The sequence below is a fragment of the Streptomyces piniterrae genome (assembly GCF_005048155.1).
Classification (GTDB): domain Bacteria; phylum Actinomycetota; class Actinomycetes; order Streptomycetales; family Streptomycetaceae; genus Streptomyces; species Streptomyces piniterrae.
Genome location: NZ_SUMB01000005.1, coordinates 465,460 through 483,371 on the forward strand (window position 1 = coordinate 465,460; position 17,912 = coordinate 483,371).

Sequence of the window (17,912 nt, forward strand, 5' to 3'; positions counted from 1 at the left end):
CGGCGCGTCAGTCCTTGATCTCGCAGATCACCGCGCCCGACGTGAGGGCCGCGCCGACCTCGGCGGTCAGGCCCTTGATGGTGCCGGAGCGGTGGGCGTTGAGCGGCTGTTCCATCTTCATGGCCTCCAGGACGACGACGAGCTCGCCCTCGGCGACCTGCTGGCCCTCCTCGACGGCGACCTTGACGATGGTGCCCTGCATCGGGGAGGCGAGGGCGTCACCGGAGGCGGCGCTGCCGGACTTCTTGGCGGCCTTGCGCTTGGGCTTGGCGCCACCGGCGACCGCGGCGCGGGCCAGCGGCATGCCGAGCGAGGACGGCAGCGAGACCTCCAGGCGCTTGCCGCCGACCTCGACGACGACCGTCTCCCGGCTGTCCGCCTCGGCCTCCTCCGCGCCGGGCGCGGCGAACGGCTTGATCTCGTTGACGAACTCGGTCTCGATCCAGCGGGTGTGGACCGTGAACGGGTCCGTCGAGTCGGTGAGTTCGGGGGCGAACGCCGAGTCCCTGACGACGGTGCGGTGGAAGGGGATGGCGGTGGCCATGCCCTCGACGGTGAACTCGTCCAGCGCGCGGGCCGCGCGCTGCAGCGCCTGCTGGCGGGTGGCGCCGGTGACGATCAGCTTGGCGAGGAGCGAGTCCCACGCCGGGCCGATGACCGAGCCGGACTCCACGCCCGCGTCCAGGCGGACACCGGGGCCGGAGGGCGCGGCGAACGTGGTGACGGTGCCGGGCGCGGGCAGGAAGTTGCGGCCCGGGTCCTCGCCGTTGATGCGGAACTCGAAGGAGTGGCCGCGCACGGCGGGGTCGTCGTAGCCCAGTTCCTCGCCGTCGGCGATGCGGAACATCTCGCGTACGAGGTCGAGGCCGGTGACCTCTTCGGTGACCGGGTGCTCGACCTGGAGGCGGGTGTTGACCTCCAGGAAGGAGATGGTGCCGTCCTGGCCGACGAGGAACTCGCAGGTGCCGGCGCCCTCGTAGCCGGCCTCCTTCAGGATGGCCTTGGAGGCGCGGTAGAGCTCGGCGTTCTGCTCGTCGGAGAGGAACGGCGCGGGCGCCTCCTCCACCAGCTTCTGGTGGCGGCGCTGGAGGGAGCAGTCGCGGGTCGAGACGACGACCACGTTGCCGTGCTTGTCGGCCAGGCACTGGGTCTCGACGTGCCGCGGGCGGTCGAGGTAGCGCTCCACGAAGCACTCGCCGCGGCCGAAGGCGGCGACGGCCTCGCGGACCGCGGAGTCGTACAGCTCCGGGACCTCTTCGAGGGTGCGGGCGACCTTCAGGCCGCGGCCGCCGCCGCCGAACGCCGCCTTGATGGCGATCGGCAGGCCGTGCTCCTTGGCGAAGGCGACGACCTCGTCCGAGCCGGAGACCGGGTCCGGCGTGCCGGCGACCAGCGGGGCGCCGGCACGCTGGGCGATGTGCCGGGCCGCGACCTTGTCACCGAGGTCGCGGATCGCCTGCGGCGGCGGGCCGATCCAGGTCAGGCCCGCGTCGAGGACGGCCTGCGCGAACTCGGCGTTCTCGGAGAGGAAGCCGTAGCCGGGGTGGATGGCGTCCGCGCCGGAATCGGCGGCGGCCGCAAGAACCTTGGCGATGTCCAGGTAGCTGGTGGCAGGTGTGTCACCGCCCAGGGCGTATGCCTCGTCAGCGGCGCGTACGTGCAGGGCGTCCCGGTCGGGCTCGGCGTAGACAGCTACGCTCCCGATTCCGGCGTCCCGGCATGCACGGGCAACGCGGACAGCGATTTCGCCACGGTTGGCGATGAGCACCTTGCGCACGATGGGTCCTTCCTTGGCGCTTCGCCGCAACAGATCAACGGCGCGAGTTTAGGGACTGACGACACCGCGTGCCGACCCATTCCCGGGGGTGACCTTGCCCACACGGAGTGTGCGGGGCGTGCCGATGAGCAACCAAAGTCCCCTGGTATCCCAGGGTAGGCCCGGATTCCAGGGCTCCGTGCCGAGCCCGGGTGTGGTCTAGGTCTCGGCCATTCGGCGTCCAGCGGATCGTCAATTCTTTGTGGAGTCCCTACGAATGGGCGAAGGAAACTTTGCGTGCGGGTCCGTCGGCCGCGAAGGAAATTCCGGGTGCCGCACGTTCCGCCGGGGCCCGGCCCGCCCTCCGGCCGTATGTCACTCGTGCACGACCCTTGCCCCGGCTATTACCCGTTAGTAGCGTGCGCGATGTCTTCGTACTCGCGGTAACGGCGAAAGTGGGTGGGCGGGGTGAACGTGGCGCGCAGACCGGTGGCCTTGGTGGCGGCGGTGGTGCTGGTCCTGGAGGCGGTGGGGATCGCGCTGCTCCAATGGATCCTGAGCATCGCCGTCGACGCACAGCAGATGTCCATGGCCGGGCTGCCGACCGGCGCGATGTCCACCGGCACCTTGGTCGGCGGCATCCTTTTCGGCCTCTATCTGCTCTTCTGTGCCTTCGTCATGGCGCGCAGCGGGCTGCGCGACCGTGCCCCGGGCGGCTTCACCCGCATCGTGCTGATCAGTTGCGCGGTGGTGCACGGACTGCTCGGCGCGCTCTCCGTCGGCCTGGTCGGCTGGGTCGCCTTCGTGGGGATGATGGTCGTGCTCGGGCTGATCGTGCTCACGCTGGTGGCGTACGACGGGCCGCGCGGCGAGGGGGCGGACGAGGCACCGGGCGGGGCCACGCCGAACGGCCCGCCGCCTGCGGTCGCCGGTCCGGCCTGATTCCGCCCCGGCCGGCCCGAAGTGCCCCTGGTCCGGCCTGAATCCGCCCCTCGGTCTAGGCTCATGGCGCTGTGTCATCGGCTGGGGGATCCGGGGGTTGGTCGCGTATGCACGCGCCAGATGGGCGAGATGGGCGAGATGGGCCGGATGGGGCAGTTCCGCGGGTGGGTGGGCGAATTGGCCCCTACGTGGTCATATCCGGGCTGGACGACGCGGCGTCCCGCATCCCCGTACCCGAGAGCCGCTTCATCGCGCGCAGCGCGGACGGCGACCGCACCGTCCTGATCAGCGTGCCGCTGCCCGGCGCCGACCCCGGGCGCTTCCTGGCCGAGGCCGGGGCGTCCCGCTATCTCCTCGGCCCGTGGTCGTCCCCGGCGGCCGCGCTCGCCGGGCCCGGCGAGGAGCCATGGCACGCCCGCCCGTATCTCCCCGCGCTGCCGCTGCCCGCCGCCCTCACCGTCCACGGCGGGCCGCTCCCCGAGCACACCGTCCGGGCGCTCGGCGCGGCCCTCGTGGACACCCTCGTCATCGGGCACGGACAGGCCCTGACCCATGCCGGTGTGTCGCCGGCCGCGGTACTGCTCGCCGCCGACGGCCCCCGTCTCACCTGCTTCGGCGCGGTACGGGCCGCGGCCGCCGACGGCACCCCGCGCTCCGGCCTGCCGGGCCTGGAGTCCGGCAGCCTCCCGCCGGAACAGGCCGCCGGCGGCACACCGCAGCCGATGGGGGACATCTACGCGCTCGGCGCGACCCTCGCCTACGCCGCCACCGGTCACACCGTCCCCGAACGGGAGGAGATCCCGGCCGGGTTGCGTTCCGTCATCGGCGGCTGCCTCTCCCGGGACCCGGCGGCCCGTCCGCGGCCGGCCGAGCTGCTGGAGGTGTTCCGTCCGGGCGGCGCGCCGGCGGCGGCCGACCCGGTTGCGCCCGCACCCGCCCCCGCCGGCGCCCCTTCCGTCCCGTACGCCCCCTCCGCCCCGCCGGCTCCCGGCCCCGGCTGGCTGCCAGGCCGGGTGATCGCCGCCCTCGCCCACCAGTCGGCCAGGATCCTCGCCGCCGACATCCCGGCGGCGCCCACCGCCCCCAGCCAGGACTGACGCCCCCATGCCGCTCCCGCTCACCCACGACGACCCGACCGGCTTCGGCCCCTACCGGCTGCTCGCCCGCCTCGGCAGCGGCGGTATGGGCACCGTCTACCTGGCACGCTCCGCCGGCGGCCGCACCCTCGCCATCAAGACGATGCACTCCCGCATCGCCACCGACACCGCCTTCCGCACCCGCTTCCGTCTGGAGTCCGACGCGGCCCGCGTCATCGGCGGCCGGTACGGCGCGCAGGTCGTCGACGCCGACCCGCTCGCCGAAACCCCCTGGCTGGCCACCGAGTACGTGCTCGGCCCGCCGCTCGACGAGGCGGTCGAGGCGGCCGGTCCGCTGCCCGAGCGGTCGGTACGCGCCCTGGGTGCGGCGCTGTGCGGGGCGCTCGGCCAGCTGCACCGCTCCGACGTCGTGCACCGCGACCTCAAGCCGTCCAACATCATGGTCACGGCGCACGGGCCGAAGGTCATCGACTTCGGTATCGCCCGCGCCCTCGGCGACGACCGCCTCACCCACACCGGCGCCGCGGTCGGCACCCCGGCGTTCATGTCGCCGGAGCAGGCCACCGGGCAGGAACACACCCCGGCGGGCGATGTCTTCGCGCTCGCCGGCGTCCTGGTCTTCGCCGCCACAGGGCGTGGCCCCTTCGGCAACGGACAGCCGGCGGACCTGCTCTACCGGGTCCGCTACGGCGAACCCGACCTCACCGGCACCCCCGAAGCCCTCGTCCCGATCCTGGCCCGCTGCCTGTCCAAGGACCCCGCCGAGCGCCCGGCCACCGCCGAACTTGCGGCCCAACTCCACGACGGCGGCGGCGAGTTCGCCGACCATCTGCCGGATGCGGTGCTGGCCCTGATCGGCGCGCGGGCGAGCGAGGTCTGGCAGGTCGTACCGCAGCGGCTGCCCGCCCCGGCCGACGTGCCGGCGACCGTGCCGTCCGCCGACGTGCCCGCCGCGCGAGGCCTGACCCGCCGGGGCCTGCTGATGGCGGGCGCGGGATCGGTGCTCGGCGTGGCCGGGGCCGGGGCCGGTGTCTGGGCGTGGCTGGGGCGGGGCGAGTCCGCGCCGGGGCCGACGGGGCCGTACGAGAAGCCGACGCCCGGTCCGAGCGTCAGCGCGCTGAAGAAGAAAAGGCTGGACTCGGTGTGGCAGATCCAGAACGGCGGCACCTATGACGAGGAGTCGCCCGATGCCCCCTTCGTGCTCGGTGGCGTGCCCGTCGTCGTGGGCAACACCCAGATCTACCGGATGGACCCGGCGTCCGGGGCGGTGGAGTGGACCGCCGACATCGACGGCACCTGGCAGATCGCCTCGGACGGTGAGCGCCTCTACCAGAACGTCAGGGTCGCGCACTACGACGACCCCGACAGCGGGATCCCGCGCGACGTCGACCGGTTCCTCGCCCGCGTCGACCTCGCCACGGGCAAGGCCGGCAAGCACCTCGCCGAGATCACCGACGCGAACTTCGGCGGTATCGACAGCCAGTTGCTGGCGGTCGCCGGCGACACCGCCTACCTGGCCATCTCGCAGGGCAAGGTCAAGATGTACCAGCGGCAGATCCCCTGGGCCGTGACCGCCGTGGACCTCACCTCGGCGCGCCGGCCGTGGACCGAGCAGCTGCCGTTCCGGTCGGCGAAGTCCGACCAGTGGCACTTCCTCGCCGCCAAGGTCGTCGGCGACCGCCTGCTGCTCCTGCAGGAGATGAACGACGGCAAGGTCCGGATCGTCGCCCGGGACACCCGCACGGGCAAGGTCGTCTGGGACAAGCCCTGGGACGTCGGGCCGACCGCCGCGCACCACCCGCTGACGGCCGACGGCAAGCATCTGTACCTGGGCGCGGGACGGCTGCGGGCGCTGCGCCTGAGCGACGGCAGCCAGGCGTGGGAATCGGCCCCGGGCAAGAGCTACGGGCCCCCGGCCTTGAAGGACGGCGTGATCTACGCGGTGCAGAAGGGCCTCGGTCTCGTCGGGACCGACGCCGCCGGCGGGATGCCGCGCTGGACGGAGAAGGGCGGCGACGGCGCGCAGGCGTCGCCGACCTCCCGCCCCGTCATCGGCACCCGGTACGCGTACACGTACAGCAAGAGCGAGGGGGTGCTGCGGGCGATCGACCTCGCCTCGCGCACCACCGTCCACCTCTACAAGGCCAACGGGGACCGCTTCACCGCCGTCGAGCAGAGCAAGATGATCATGGCGTCGGGGGAGCACTTCCTCGCCGGCTTCCCCCTCCAGTAGCCCTGCCGACCTCCGGAGAAAGCCACCACCCATGAAGACCCTCGGCACCGGCGACCCGCTCCGCCTCGGCCCGTACCGCCTGCTCGGCGTGCTCGGCGAAGGCGGCATGGGCAAGGTCTACGTCGGGCAGGACGCCGAAGGCACCGTCGCCGCGGTCAAGGTGCTCCGGTCCGAACTCACCGGCGAGACCAACCTCGTCCAGCGCTTCGTCCGCGAGGCGCAGGCGGCGCAGGCCGTGACCGGCAAGGGCGTGGCGCGGGTGCTTGGCGCGCAGACCGAGGGCGGCCGCCCGTGGATCGCCACCGAGTTCCTGGCCGGCCCGACCCTCGACGAAGCGGTCGAGGCGTACGGTCCGTTCGACGAACCGGGACTGCGCGCCCTCGCCGCGGCGATCGCCCGCACCCTGGCGGACATTCACGCCACCGGCCTGATCCACCGCGATCTGAAGCCCCCGAACATCGTCCTGACGTCGGACGGCCCCCGCGTCATCGACTTCGGCATCGCCCGCCCCGAGCACGGCCTCACCCTCACCACCACCGGACAGGTCCCGGTCACCCCCGGATACGGAGCACCCGAACAGGTCCTGGGTCGACGCGTCGCCGCCCCCGCCGACGTCTTCTCCCTCGGCGCGGTCCTGGTGTACGCGGCCAGCGGCAGACGGGCCTTCGACGGCACCCATATCGCCGCCCTCCAGTACAAGGTCGTCCACGACGAGCCGGACCTGGACGGCGTCCCCGAAGCGCTGCGCCCCCTCATCGCCCCCTGCCTCGCCAAGGACCCGGCCGCCCGGCCCACCCCGGCACAGATCGTCGCGGCCTTCGCGCCGCCCAGGGGCGCCGAACGGGCCTGGCGCCGCGGCCAGGTGGCCGCCGCGATCAAGGAGCGGGAGAGCGGTGTCCATGAGCTGACCACGCTGACCGGGCCGGTCACACCCGGTGCGGAGGGCCGGCTGACCCGGCGTCGGCTGCTCACCGGCCTGGCCGCGGGCGGTGTGGTCCTCGCGGCGGGTGGCGGCGCGGCCGTCGCGCTCTGGCCGCGTACGCCCGCGCCGCCACCCGGGAAGACCAACCCGTTCGCCTTCCCGCCGGCCGTCAAGACCCCCGAGGCGCACGTACTGAACGCCAACGACGGCGACTTCATCGTCGGCGGGTCGCCCAAGGAGCTGTGGGGCCCGGTCGAGGCGCTCGCCGACGACTCACCGGCGCCGCTGCCCGTACGGGACGTCATCGTGTTCGGAGCGTGGGGCGGCGGCATAGCGGCGCACAACGTCGTGGACGGCAAACGCCGTTGGGCGGTGAAGGACATCCGGGGCAAGGGGCGCTACCTCTCGCTCTCCGACCGGCTGGTCGCGGCCGTCGACACCAAGGGAACGCTGCGCACCTTCGTCGCCTCCACCGGAGAGCCCCGGTGGACCGCCCACGCCGACGCGGACTGTCTGCTGGCCGCCGACGACGACTCCGTCTACCTCCTGACGAAGGACCGCCGACTCCGTGCCGTCGGCCGCTCCGACGCGAAGATCCGCTGGACGGTGCCGGTCGCGAAGGAATTCCGCGGCAGGATCTCCCCGCCGGGTGTCGCGGCCCACGGCCGGCTGATCCTCGGGACCGAGGACGGCAACGTCCTGGCCGTCGACACCGCCGACGGCCACCACGTGTGGGACGTCCGGAAGCAGTGGGACGCCCCGATCCGCCCGGCCGTCCACGGCACCACGGTCTACCTCCACGGCAGGACCCTCACCGCCCGCCGGATCGGCGACGGCAAGGAGCTGTGGACGGTCGAGGCGAAGGACCCGGCATGGCACAAGCACGAGGACTGGGGCCCGGCGACCGCCTACGACGACGGCACCCTCTACGCCACCCACGGCAACTGGGCCCGCAAGATCAAGGGCAGCGACGGCAGCAAGATCTTCGAGTGCCGGGGGACGGCCGACCTCGACCGCCCGGTGCTCGTCCAGGGAAACGGCGTCTGGTTCATCGACGAGGACATCTGGAACCAGGTCACCGCGGTGGACCAGCGGACCGGCTACATCGTCTGGGAGTACAAGCTCCCCGAGGTCGACCGCCGCTGGCTGGTCGCCGACGGCAACCGGGTCTTCATCATGAACGGCCGATCGCTCTACGCCCTCCCGGTGTTCTGAACGGCTCCCCCGGGGCGTGCGGGTTCGTGGCGACTCAGCGCCCACACACCCCGGGGAGCCCCCTCGCCCTCGGCCTCGGCGGTCAGCCCACCACTGGCGCCTCCGCCGGCGCCTTCTCCCGCAGCAAGGACACGAACGCCCGCATCCACGCCGGCTGGTCGGGCCAGGCGCGGGCGGAGACCATGTTGCCGTCCACCACCGCCGAGTCGTCGACGAAGACGCCGCCGCCCAGCTCCACGTCCGGTGCGCAGGCGCCGTACGCGGCGGTCCGGCGGCCCTTGAGCACACCTAGCGGGGCGAGCGCGATGGCCGCGTGGCAGATGTGCGCCACGGGCTTGTCGGTGTCGAAGAAGTGCGTCGCGATGCGCCGGAAGTCGGCGTCGTTGCGGAGATACTCGGGAGCCCGGCCGCCGGGAATGATCAGCGCGGCGTACTCGGCCGGGTCGACCTCCGACAGGGCGAGATCGGACGGCCAGGAGTGGCCCTCGCGCTCGACGTAGGTGTCGTAGCCGTCGACGAAGTCATGCGTGACGAACCGCAGCTTCTTGCGGGACGGCGCCGCGACATGGGTCTCGTACCCCTCCTCCAGCATCCGCTGGTACGGGTAGAAGAACTCCAGGTCCTCGGCGGCGTCACCGGCGACGATCAGGATCTTGGGCATGGTGGACTCCTCGCGGTCGGCGATGCGCCGCACGCCTCGGCGGTCGGCGATCGATGGTCAGCGGTTAATCGGTTCCCCCACGATGCGTGCGGAACGCCGCCGATCCGGCATACACGGGGACGAATTCCAGCCCTCCCGGAAAATCCACCGGAAGGGCCAACGGAAGGCCCACCGGGTACGACTCGGAGGTCTGCCTCTCCCGCTGCCTACGCCCATTCCGTGACGGTGAGGTCGTCGCCCACCGCCAGCTTCCCGGTCCGCACCACGGAGTACTTCGAGCCGAACGCCACACCGCCCTCCGGCACCCGCCGGTACGCGGCGAACATCCGCAGCGGCTCAGGACCGGCCTTGGCGCCGGTCTCCTGGTCGACCATGGTGACCGCGCAGCGGATGGCCAGCTTGGCGAAGCCCAGCTCGGCGCCGCCCACCTCGGCCCGCCGCACCCGGTCCTCCACATGCGGCTCGGGCCACCCGTCCACCACGATGTTCGGCCGGAACCGGCTCATCGGCAGTGGGGGCTTGCCGGCCGCGGCGAAGCGCTCGTTGAGGTCGTCGAGAGTGGCGCGGGAGAGGAGGTGCAGCGGGCTGCTGTCGGCGTAGCCGGAGGTGCCCGGGAAGAGGCCGTCGGCCACCCGGTCGTGCTCCGGGGGCACCCGCACCAGCCGGCAGTCGGTGCCGAGCGTCTCGGACAGCCAGCCGGCGGCCGTCTCGCCCTGGTCGATGCCGCGGTACGGCACACCGAACAGGGTGACGTCCCTGCGGGGCGAGGTGGTGTCCACGTCGATGCGTACCGGGTCGACTCCCGGCGCGCGCAGGGTGAGTCGGGTGCCGTCGGGGCTGACCTCGGGCCGTACGACCGCCAGCCGGGGGTCCTTGCGCTGGCTGCGGTAGCCGCCCCGGCCGTCGACCACCATGAAGCCGCGGTCGTGCGGCAGGCCGGCCGGGGTGAGTTCGGCCTCGGCCATCGGGACCCCGGCGCACCCTTTGACGGGATAGGTGATCAGTTCGACGACTGTTGGCATGTGATCACTGTATGGGCGGGCTCATGCCGTGCAACACGCCTGGTGCGCACGGCGGTTGAGCCGTTCGTCACATGCCGTGGGCCACCGGGCGGAGCGGTTCTGACGCGCTCAGGTCCACAGATCGGTGATCGCCACGTCCAGGTCGGCGAGGAGGCGGCGGAGCAGCGGCAGGGACAGACCGATGACGTTGCCGGGGTCGCCGTCGATGCCGTCGATGAAGGGGGCGGAGCGGCCGTCGAGGGTGAAGGCGCCGGCGACGAAGAGGGGCTCGCCGCTCTCGACGTAGGCGGCGATCTCGGCGTCGCTGGGCTCGCCGAAGCGGACGGTGGTGGAGGCGGTGGCGGAGACCTGGCGGCCGTCGCGGGTGTCGATGACGCAGTGGCCGGTCTGCAGGACGCCGGAGCGGCCGCGCATGGACTTCCAGCGGGCGGTGGCGTCCTCGGCGTCGGCGGGCTTGCCGAGCGCCCGGCCGTCCAGCTCCAGGACCGAGTCGCAGCCGACGACGAGCGCGTCCGCGGCCTCGGCGCGTGCGGCGACCGCGGCCGCCTTGTGCTCGGCCAGGACGCGGGCCAGCTCGCCGGGGGTCGGGGCGGTGACCGCGTCCTCGTCGACACCGCTTATGACGACCTCCGGCGCGAGTCCGGCCTGGCGCAGCAGGGCCAGACGGGCGGGGGACTGGGAGGCGAGGACGAGACGGCGGGGGCGGGCGGGCGCGGACTGCTCTTCGGTCATGGGCGCCATCGTACGGAGGGCGCCGGACGGACCGGCACCGGCCGGGTTCAGCCCGCCTTGTTCAGCACGGCCTCCATGACCTTCTTCGCGATCGGGCCGCCGAGCTTGCCGCCGGCGATCTCGGAGCGGTCGATGTCCATGTCCTTGGGGTCGACGAACACGGCGACCGCGACGGGGGAGGTGCCGTCGCTCTGCTTGGCGTAGGAGACGAACCAGGCGTAGGGACGCTCGTCGTTGACGTCGACACCGTGCTGGGCGGTGCCGGTCTTGCCGCCGACGGTCCAGCCGTCGATCTTGGCCTTGGAGGCGGTGCCCTCGTTGACGGTGTACTCCATCATCTCCTGCACCTTCTTCGCGGTGTCCGCGGAGACGGCCTGGGACATCTCCTTCGGCTCGAACTTCTGGATCGTCGACAGGTCGGGTCCGCGCAGCTCGTCGACGAGGTGCGGCATCATCAGCTTGCCGTCGTTGGCGAGCGCCGAGACGACCATCGCCATCTGCATCGGGGTGCTGGTCAGGCTGCCCTGCCCCATGCCGGTCATCGCGGTCTGCGGCTTGTCGAGCTTCTCGGGGTAGAGGCTCTTGCTGGCCTTCAGGTCGCCGAAGTCCTCGTCGTAGATGTCGGAGTTGAAGCCGAACTTCTGGGCGGTCTCCCGCATCTTGTCCTTGCCGACCTTCAGCGCGGTGTCGAGGAAGACGTTGTTGCAGGACCACTGCATGCCGGTCTTGAGGGACGCGTTCGCGCAGGGGGCGCCCTTCACGTCGTTGCCGACCTTCATGGAGCTCAGCGGCAGCTGGTACGGGGCGGGGGCGTCGGTCTTGGCGTCGATGTCGCTGATCACGCCGTGCTCCAGGGCCGCCGCGGCGGTGAGGATCTTGAAGGTGGAGCCGGGCGGGTAGGTCTCGCGCAGCGCGCGGTTGCTCAGCGGCTTGTTCTTGTCCTTGTCGAGCGCGGTGAACTTGTCGCCGTCGGAGATGCCGGCGAAGGAGGACGGGTCGTACGACGGCGTGGAGGCCAGCGCGAGGACATTGCCGTTGCGGGGGTCGAGGGCGACCACCGCGCCCTTGGCGTCGAGGTCGGTCAGGGCCTTGTAGGCGGCCTGCTGGGCCTTGGGGTTGATGGTGGTGACGACATCGGCGCCGCGCGGCTTCTCGCCGGTGAGGATGTCCTGGGCGCGCTTGAGGGCCAGCCGGTCGTCCTTCCCGGAGAGCAGCTTGTTGTAGATGCCCTCGAGGAAGTTGGACCCGATGCCCTGCGAGGCGAAGCCGGTGACCGGTGCGTACATCGGTCCGTTCTTGTACGTCCGCTTGTACTTGAAGTCGCCGGAGGTCGCCACGGAGCCGGTGATCGGCTGGCCGTCGACGATGATGTTGCCGCGCGGGTAGGAGAACGCCTCGATCTTGACGCGGCGGTTGTGGGGGTCGTTGGCGAGCTCCTCGCCCTGGACGAACTGGACCCAGGTCGCGCGGAGCAGCAGGGCGAGGATCAGCACCCCGCAGAAGACGGCTATATGCCTCAGCGGCCTGTTCATCGCACTCCCACTCCCCGCGAGCCCGCGGCCCGCGCCCGAATTGCGCTCTTCGAGAGTGAAAGATGAGTTTCCGGGCGGTGTGGTTGCGCTGGGTGGGTCATCTCACCACGAGCAGGAACGTCAGCAGCATCACGGCCACGGCGAGCACCACGCCCATCCGACGGAGTTTGGCCTGCGCTTCGCGCAGCTCCTCGGGCGGTTCGTCGGGCGGGTCGGACCAGAGCATCCCTCGATCCTGCGCCCGTCGCGGCCGTGGCGCCTGAGTACGCGTACTCAGGCGCCACGGCGCGAAATAACTAGTCCGTGCACTGTGCACGGATCCGGCCTCCCGGCCCGGACCTGGGCCGGAGGGCGGCGATCAGTGCGGCCAGTAGCTGGTACGCCAGGCGCGCGGGCCCGGGTGCGGCACCCGGCGGGCCGGAACCGTGGACGCCGGGTCCGACCACTCGTTGCCGCGTTCGGCTCCGCCCGGCGCGGCGGCAGCGGCGGCGGCCGCTCGGGCCTGCACCACCGCCAGTGCGGCGGCCAGCTCCTCCGGGGTCGGATTGCCCCGTACGACCTTGATCATGAGCGAACGACCTCCTCAGAGGGGATGCTGCGGGGATGCTGCCGGGATACGGCGGTCAGAGCGGAATGTTGCCGTGCTTCTTCGGGGGCAGCGCCTCGCGCTTGTTGCGCAGCGTGCGCAGCCCGCGGACGATGTGGCGGCGGGTCTCCGACGGCATGATCACCGCGTCGACGTAGCCGCGCTCGGCCGCGATGTACGGGTTCAGCAGGGTGTCCTCGTACTCCTGGATCAGCTCCTGCCGCCTGGTCTCCTGCGCAGCCGGGTCCTCGATCGCGGCGAGCGTGCGGCGGTGCAGGATGTTGACCGCGCCCTGTGCGCCCATGACGGCGATCTGCGCGGTCGGCCAGGCGAGGTTGAGGTCCGCGCCCAGGTGCTTGGAGCCCATGACGTCGTACGCGCCGCCGAAGGCCTTGCGGGTGATCACGGTGATCAGCGGGACCGTCGCCTCCGCGTAGGCGTAGATCAGCTTCGCCCCGCGCCGGATGATGCCGTCGTACTCCTGGTCCGTGCCCGGCAGGAAGCCCGGGACGTCCACGAACGTCAGCACCGGGATGTTGTACGCGTCGCAGGTGCGGACGAAGCGCGCGGCCTTCTCGGACGCCTTGATGTCGAGGATGCCGGCGAACTGCATCGGCTGGTTGGCGACGATGCCGACCGAGTGGCCCTCGACCCGGCCGTAGCCGGTGATGATGTTCGGCGCGAACAGTGCCTGGGTCTCCAGGAACTCGCCGTCGTCCAGCACATGCTCGATCGCGGTGTGCATGTCATACGGCTGGTTCGCGGAGTCCGGGATCAGGACGTCCAGCTCGCGGTCGTGGTCCGAGGTCTCCAGATCGGCCTCCTCGGGGAAGGACGGCGGCTCGGAGAGGTTGTTGGACGGCAGGTAGGACAGCAGCGCCTTGACGTACTCGATGGCGTCCTTCTCGTCGCCCGCCATGTGGTGCGCCACACCCGAGGTGGTGTTGTGCGTACGGGCGCCGCCCAGCTCCTCGAAGCCGACGTCCTCGCCGGTGACGGTCTTGATGACGTCGGGCCCGGTGATGAACATGTGCGAGGTCTGGTCGACCATGACCGTGAAGTCGGTGATGGCGGGGGAGTAGACCGCGCCGCCCGCACACGGGCCGACGATCAGCGAGATCTGCGGGATCACACCGGAGGCGTGCGTGTTGCGGCGGAAGATCTCGCCGTACGCGCCCAGCGAGACCACGCCCTCCTGGATGCGGGCGCCGCCGGAGTCGTTGATGCCGATGACCGGGCAGCCGTTCTTCAGCGCGAAGTCCATGACCTTGACGATCTTCTCGCCGAACACACCGCCGAGCGCGCCGCCGAAGACCGTGAAGTCCTGGGAGAAGACCGCCACCGGGCGGCCGTCGACCGTCCCGTAGCCGGTGACCACTCCGTCGCCGTACGGCCGGTTCTGCTCCATGCCGAAGTCGGTCGAGCGATGCCGCGCAAGCTCGTCCAGCTCGACGAAGGAGCCCGCGTCGAGCAGCAGCTCGATGCGCTCACGCGCCGTCAACTTGCCCTTGGCGTGCTGCTTTTCCACCGCACGGGCGGAACCTGCGTGGGTGGCTTCGTCGACCCGCCGCTGCAGGTCCGCAAGCTTGCCCGCGGTGGTGTGGATGTTTGGCTCGGACATCGGGATGCGGCTCCTGCTCGTCCTGGACTGGTGCTCGTACTGAGGGTGGTACGGGTTGGCTACCGCTTCGTAGCGTATCGGCGGGACTGCTCTGCGGCACTGCGTCGTTGACCACACCTAGGCTGGTCCCATGACGCCTCAACCACCAGAAAACCGGGACAAAAACCCGGGCAGAGACGCGGGCGACGAGGTCCGCACCGAGGGACGCGGCGCCGGCCGCTGGGCCGACCTGGAGCGGCCACCGCTCAACGCACAGTCACTGCGCCGTGCCCTGGTGCGCCCCGGATCGCTGTGGACCACCCTCGACGTCGTCGACTCGACCGGCTCCACCAACACCGACCTCGCGAAGCGGGCCACCGAGGGGACGGTCGCCGAAGGCGCCGTCCTCGTCGCCGAGGAACAGTCGGCAGGCCGCGGCCGCCTCGACCGCCGCTGGTCGGCGCCGCCCCGCTCCGGCCTGTTCTTCTCCGTCTACCTCACCCCCCGCGTCCCGATGACCCGCTGGGGCTGGTTGCCGCTGCTCACCGGCGTCGCCACCGCCACCGCGCTGTCCCGCGAAGCGGGCATCGACACCGCCCTGAAGTGGCCCAACGACCTGCTGGTGACGGTGGGCGGCGCGGAGCGCAAGGCCGGTGGCATCCTCGCCGAGCGGGCCGGTGACGGAGTGGTGATCGGCATCGGCCTCAACGTCTCGCTCGGCGACGACGAACTCCCGGTGCCCACCGCGGGCTCGCTCGCGCTGGCCGGCGCGCGCAGCACCGACCGCGAGATCCTGCTCCGCGCCGTCCTCCGCTCCCTCGACCACTGGTACGGCGAGTGGCAGACCGCCCAGGGCGACCCCGCGGCGAGCCGGGTCCAGGAGGCGTACGCGGCGGGCTGCGCCACGCTCGGCCGCTCGGTACGCGCCGAACTCCCCGGAGACACGGAGATCCTCGGCGAGGCGGTGGCCGTCGACGGCGACGGCCGGCTCGTGCTGGCGACCTCCGACGGCGGCCGGCGGCCGATCGCGGCCGGAGACATCGTGCATCTGCGGGCCGCGGACAACGGGAAGCCCGCCGCGGGCAACGGGGCCGGGTAGCGGGGCCGGGCCGCGGGGGCAGCGCCAGGGCGGGGCCGGACGGCCCCGCGACCGTGCGCGCCCCGCCGCGCCTGGGCGAACGCCAAGACCTCTTCCGTGGTCAGAGCCGACATGTGAGAGTGAGCCAGAGCACACCTGCCGTATCGTTGAGGCCGGTCCGCCAGGGAGCGGGCCATGGGCGAGCAGTGATCGGAAGGGCAGTGCGCAGGGATCGGACAGGGAGCGGCCGGTGACCGCGGACGACTCGGGCGCTGCCCCACGCGACACGGGCACGGACATGGCGGACACGGACAGCGGTGCCGCCGACGTCGTCCCCACCACCGGCGACCCCGCGGGGGTCGCGGAGGACGGCGACGACAACAGCATCGCCATCCGGCTCGAACAACTCATCCTCGGCGCCGACCGCCGCTACACGCCGTTCCAGGCGGCCCGCAGTGCCGGCGTCTCGATGGATCTCGCGGCCCGCTTCTGGCGCGCCATGGGCTTCGCCGACATCGGCCAGGTCAAGGCGCTCACCGAGGCGGACGTGCTGGCGCTGCGCCGCCTCGCCGGCCTCGTCGAGGCGGGCCTGCTGAGCGAGGCGATGGCCATCCAGGTCGCCCGCTCCACCGGGCAGACCACCGCCCGCCTCGCCGACTGGCAGATCGACTCGTTCCTGGAGGGTCTGACCGAGCCTCAGGACTCCGGTCTGACGCGTACCGAGATCACCTATCCGCTCGTCGAGCTGCTCCTCCCCGAGCTGGAGGAGTTCCTGATCTACGTCTGGCGGCGGCAGCTCGCCGCGGCCACCGGCCGGGTCGTGCAGGCCCAGGACGACGCCGAGATGGTCAACCGCCGGCTCGCCGTCGGCTTCGCCGACCTGGTGGGCTTCACCCGGCTGACCCGCCGCCTGGAGGAGGAGGAACTGGGCGAGCTGGTCGAGGCGTTCGAGACCACCGCCGCCGACCTGGTCGCCGCGCACGGCGGCCGGCTGATCAAGACCCTCGGCGACGAGGTCCTCTTCTCGGCCGACGACGCCGGCATCGCGTCGGAGATCGGGCTGCGCCTGATCGAGACGATGACCCACGACGAGACGATGCCGGAGCTGCGCGTGGGCATCGCGTTCGGCACGGTCACGACCCGCATGGGCGATGTCTTCGGCACCACCGTCAACCTCGCCAGCCGGCTCACGTCGATAGCCCCGAAGGACACCGTCCTGGTGGACCAGGCGTTCGCGGAGGAGCTGGGGCGCACCGGGGACGCACCGGTCTCCGAGGCGGAGGCCGCGGCCGCGGAGAAGGCCGCCGAGGAGGGCACCGGCGGCCCGCCCCCGTCGTACCGCTTCGCACTCCAGCCGATGTGGCAGCGGCCGGTGCGCGGCCTCGGGGTGATCGAGCCCTGGCTGCTGAGCCGACGCGGCTGAGCGGGCCGGGCGCCCACTTCCCGCACCCTCCCGGACCCCCTTCTGTCGTGAATCCCGCACACCTGCGATGATCCCGTTCAGGCAGGTCAACGATCGTTAACCGGGAGGGCCGCATGGAACGGTTCGGTGAATTCGTCGGCGTGGACCGGCACGGCTTCGTGGCGGAGCTGGTCCTGGACCGGCCCAAGGCCATGAACGCGGTGTCCACGGCGCTGGCCGACGGCTTGTCACAGGCGTGCGCGGAGCTCGCCGCCGACCGCTCCGTCCGCGCCGTGGTGCTCAGCTCCACCCACGAGCGGGCGTTCTGCGTGGGCGCCGACCTCAAGGAACGCAATTCCTTCACCGACGCGGACCTGATGCGCCAGCGCCCGCACACCCGCGCCGCGTACACCGGCGTACTGGAGCTGCCGATGCCCACCATCGCCGCGGTGCACGGCTTCGCGCTGGGCGGCGGCTTCGAGCTGGCACTGGCCTGCGATCTGATCGTCGCGGACGGCACCGCGGTGGTCGGACTGCCGGAGGTGTCGGTGGGCGTCATCCCCGGCGGCGGGGGCACCCAGCTGCTGCCGCGCCGGGTCGGCGCGGCCAGGGCGGCGGAGCTGGTCTTCACCGCCCGCCGCGTCCCGGCCGCCGAGGCCGCCGAGCTGGGGCTGGTCGACCAGCTGGCGGCGGACGGCGAGGACCGGACCGAAGCGCTGGCCCTGGCGGCCCGGATCGCCCGCAACTCCCCGGTCGGCCTGCGCGCCGCCAAGCGCGCCATGCGCCTCGGCCACGGCCTCGACCTGCGAACGGGCCTCGACCTGGAGGACGGCGCCTGGCGCAGCGTGGCCTTCTCCGGCGACCGCGCGGAGGGCGTCGCCGCCTTCAACGAGAAGCGGGATCCGGACTGGCCGGGGGAGTGAGGGCCTTGGTGGGGGAGCCTTCGCATCCCCTGCGGGGGGGGGAGGGGGGGGGGGGCCGCCGCCCCCCCCCCCCCCCCCCCCCCCCCCCCCCCCCCCCCCCCCCCGCCCCGGCGGCGGGGACGGCGGGTGGTCCGGGCCGGCGGCGGACCGCTGGAAGGCGGTCAGGTCGCAGGCGGCGGAGAGCCGGGCGAGGTAGGCGTCGTCGGTGGTG

Annotated in this window: 15 protein-coding genes; 7 read left to right on the plus strand and 8 right to left on the minus strand. The window is 72.3% G+C overall.

Annotation, left to right across the window (positions count from 1 at the left end; all coding sequences use genetic code 11):
- Positions 1–7: 7 nt before the first annotated feature.
- Positions 8–1,777 carry an acetyl/propionyl/methylcrotonyl-CoA carboxylase subunit alpha gene (locus tag FCH28_RS18370; RefSeq protein ID WP_136741111.1) on the minus strand — a complete coding sequence of 590 codons (1,770 nt, stop codon included), beginning with the start codon at positions 1,775–1,777 and terminating at the stop codon, positions 8–10.
- A 453-nt stretch (positions 1,778–2,230) separates the two neighbouring features.
- Here FCH28_RS18370 and FCH28_RS18375 point away from each other — a divergent pair, with 453 nt between their 5' ends.
- The 4 genes from FCH28_RS18375 (at position 2,231) to FCH28_RS18390 (ending at position 8,165) form a co-directional block, all read left to right on the plus strand.
- Positions 2,231–2,698: a hypothetical protein gene (locus FCH28_RS18375; protein WP_246102962.1), complete on the plus strand. Its 468-nt coding sequence runs from the start codon at positions 2,231–2,233 to the stop codon at positions 2,696–2,698.
- A 164-nt stretch (positions 2,699–2,862) separates the two neighbouring features.
- Entirely contained in the window at positions 2,863–3,795 is a 933-nt protein-coding gene (locus FCH28_RS18380; RefSeq protein ID WP_246102964.1) for a protein kinase family protein, read from the plus strand.
- Between the two features lie 7 nt (positions 3,796–3,802).
- Entirely contained in the window at positions 3,803–6,028 is a 2,226-nt protein-coding gene (locus FCH28_RS39720) for a protein kinase domain-containing protein (RefSeq protein ID WP_136741112.1), read from the plus strand.
- A 31-nt stretch (positions 6,029–6,059) separates the two neighbouring features.
- The gene (locus FCH28_RS18390) at positions 6,060–8,165 is read left to right on the plus strand and encodes a protein kinase domain-containing protein (protein WP_136741113.1); all 2,106 of its coding nucleotides are present in this window, start codon (positions 6,060–6,062) and stop codon (positions 8,163–8,165) included.
- An 82-nt stretch (positions 8,166–8,247) separates the two neighbouring features.
- On the opposite strand, the gene FCH28_RS18395 is transcribed toward FCH28_RS18390, so the two are convergent.
- From FCH28_RS18395 to FCH28_RS18420, 7 genes are all read right to left on the minus strand, one after another.
- On the minus strand, positions 8,248–8,826 hold the full coding sequence (locus tag FCH28_RS18395) for a DJ-1/PfpI family protein (protein WP_136741114.1): 579 nt from the start codon (positions 8,824–8,826) through the stop codon (positions 8,248–8,250).
- 206 nt (positions 8,827–9,032) lie between these two features.
- Positions 9,033–9,848 (minus strand): MOSC domain-containing protein, encoded by an 816-nt coding sequence (locus tag FCH28_RS18400; RefSeq protein ID WP_136741115.1) that lies wholly within the window; start codon positions 9,846–9,848, stop codon positions 9,033–9,035.
- A 108-nt stretch (positions 9,849–9,956) separates the two neighbouring features.
- Positions 9,957–10,589, minus strand: a complete 633-nt coding sequence (locus tag FCH28_RS18405) for a nucleoside triphosphate pyrophosphatase (protein ID WP_425471952.1) — start codon at positions 10,587–10,589, stop codon at positions 9,957–9,959.
- A gap of 38 nt (positions 10,590–10,627) precedes the next feature.
- Positions 10,628–12,112 carry a peptidoglycan D,D-transpeptidase FtsI family protein gene (locus FCH28_RS18410; protein ID WP_136741117.1) on the minus strand — a complete coding sequence of 495 codons (1,485 nt, stop codon included), beginning with the start codon at positions 12,110–12,112 and terminating at the stop codon, positions 10,628–10,630.
- A 97-nt stretch (positions 12,113–12,209) separates the two neighbouring features.
- Positions 12,210–12,338, minus strand: a complete 129-nt coding sequence (mmpB, locus tag FCH28_RS39725; RefSeq protein ID WP_281289727.1) for a morphogenic membrane protein MmpB — start codon at positions 12,336–12,338, stop codon at positions 12,210–12,212.
- A 132-nt stretch (positions 12,339–12,470) separates the two neighbouring features.
- Positions 12,471–12,680 (minus strand): acyl-CoA carboxylase epsilon subunit, encoded by a 210-nt coding sequence (locus FCH28_RS18415; RefSeq protein WP_136741118.1) that lies wholly within the window; start codon positions 12,678–12,680, stop codon positions 12,471–12,473.
- 55 nt (positions 12,681–12,735) lie between these two features.
- Positions 12,736–14,319 carry an acyl-CoA carboxylase subunit beta gene (locus tag FCH28_RS18420; protein ID WP_136741119.1) on the minus strand — a complete coding sequence of 528 codons (1,584 nt, stop codon included), beginning with the start codon at positions 14,317–14,319 and terminating at the stop codon, positions 12,736–12,738.
- Between the two features lie 130 nt (positions 14,320–14,449).
- On the opposite strand from FCH28_RS18420, the gene FCH28_RS18425 reads away from it, so the two are divergent.
- The 3 genes from FCH28_RS18425 (at position 14,450) to FCH28_RS18435 (ending at position 17,701) form a co-directional block, all read left to right on the plus strand.
- The gene (locus FCH28_RS18425; RefSeq protein WP_136741120.1) at positions 14,450–15,397 is read left to right on the plus strand and encodes a biotin--[acetyl-CoA-carboxylase] ligase; all 948 of its coding nucleotides are present in this window, start codon (positions 14,450–14,452) and stop codon (positions 15,395–15,397) included.
- Positions 15,398–15,674: 277 nt separating this feature from the next.
- Positions 15,675–16,799: an adenylate/guanylate cyclase domain-containing protein gene (locus FCH28_RS18430; RefSeq protein WP_136741172.1), complete on the plus strand. Its 1,125-nt coding sequence runs from the start codon at positions 15,675–15,677 to the stop codon at positions 16,797–16,799.
- Positions 16,800–16,912: 113 nt separating this feature from the next.
- A complete protein-coding gene (locus FCH28_RS18435) occupies positions 16,913–17,701 on the plus strand; it encodes an enoyl-CoA hydratase/isomerase family protein (protein ID WP_136741121.1) in 789 nt (262 codons plus the stop codon).
- Positions 17,702–17,912: the final 211 nt, after the last annotated feature.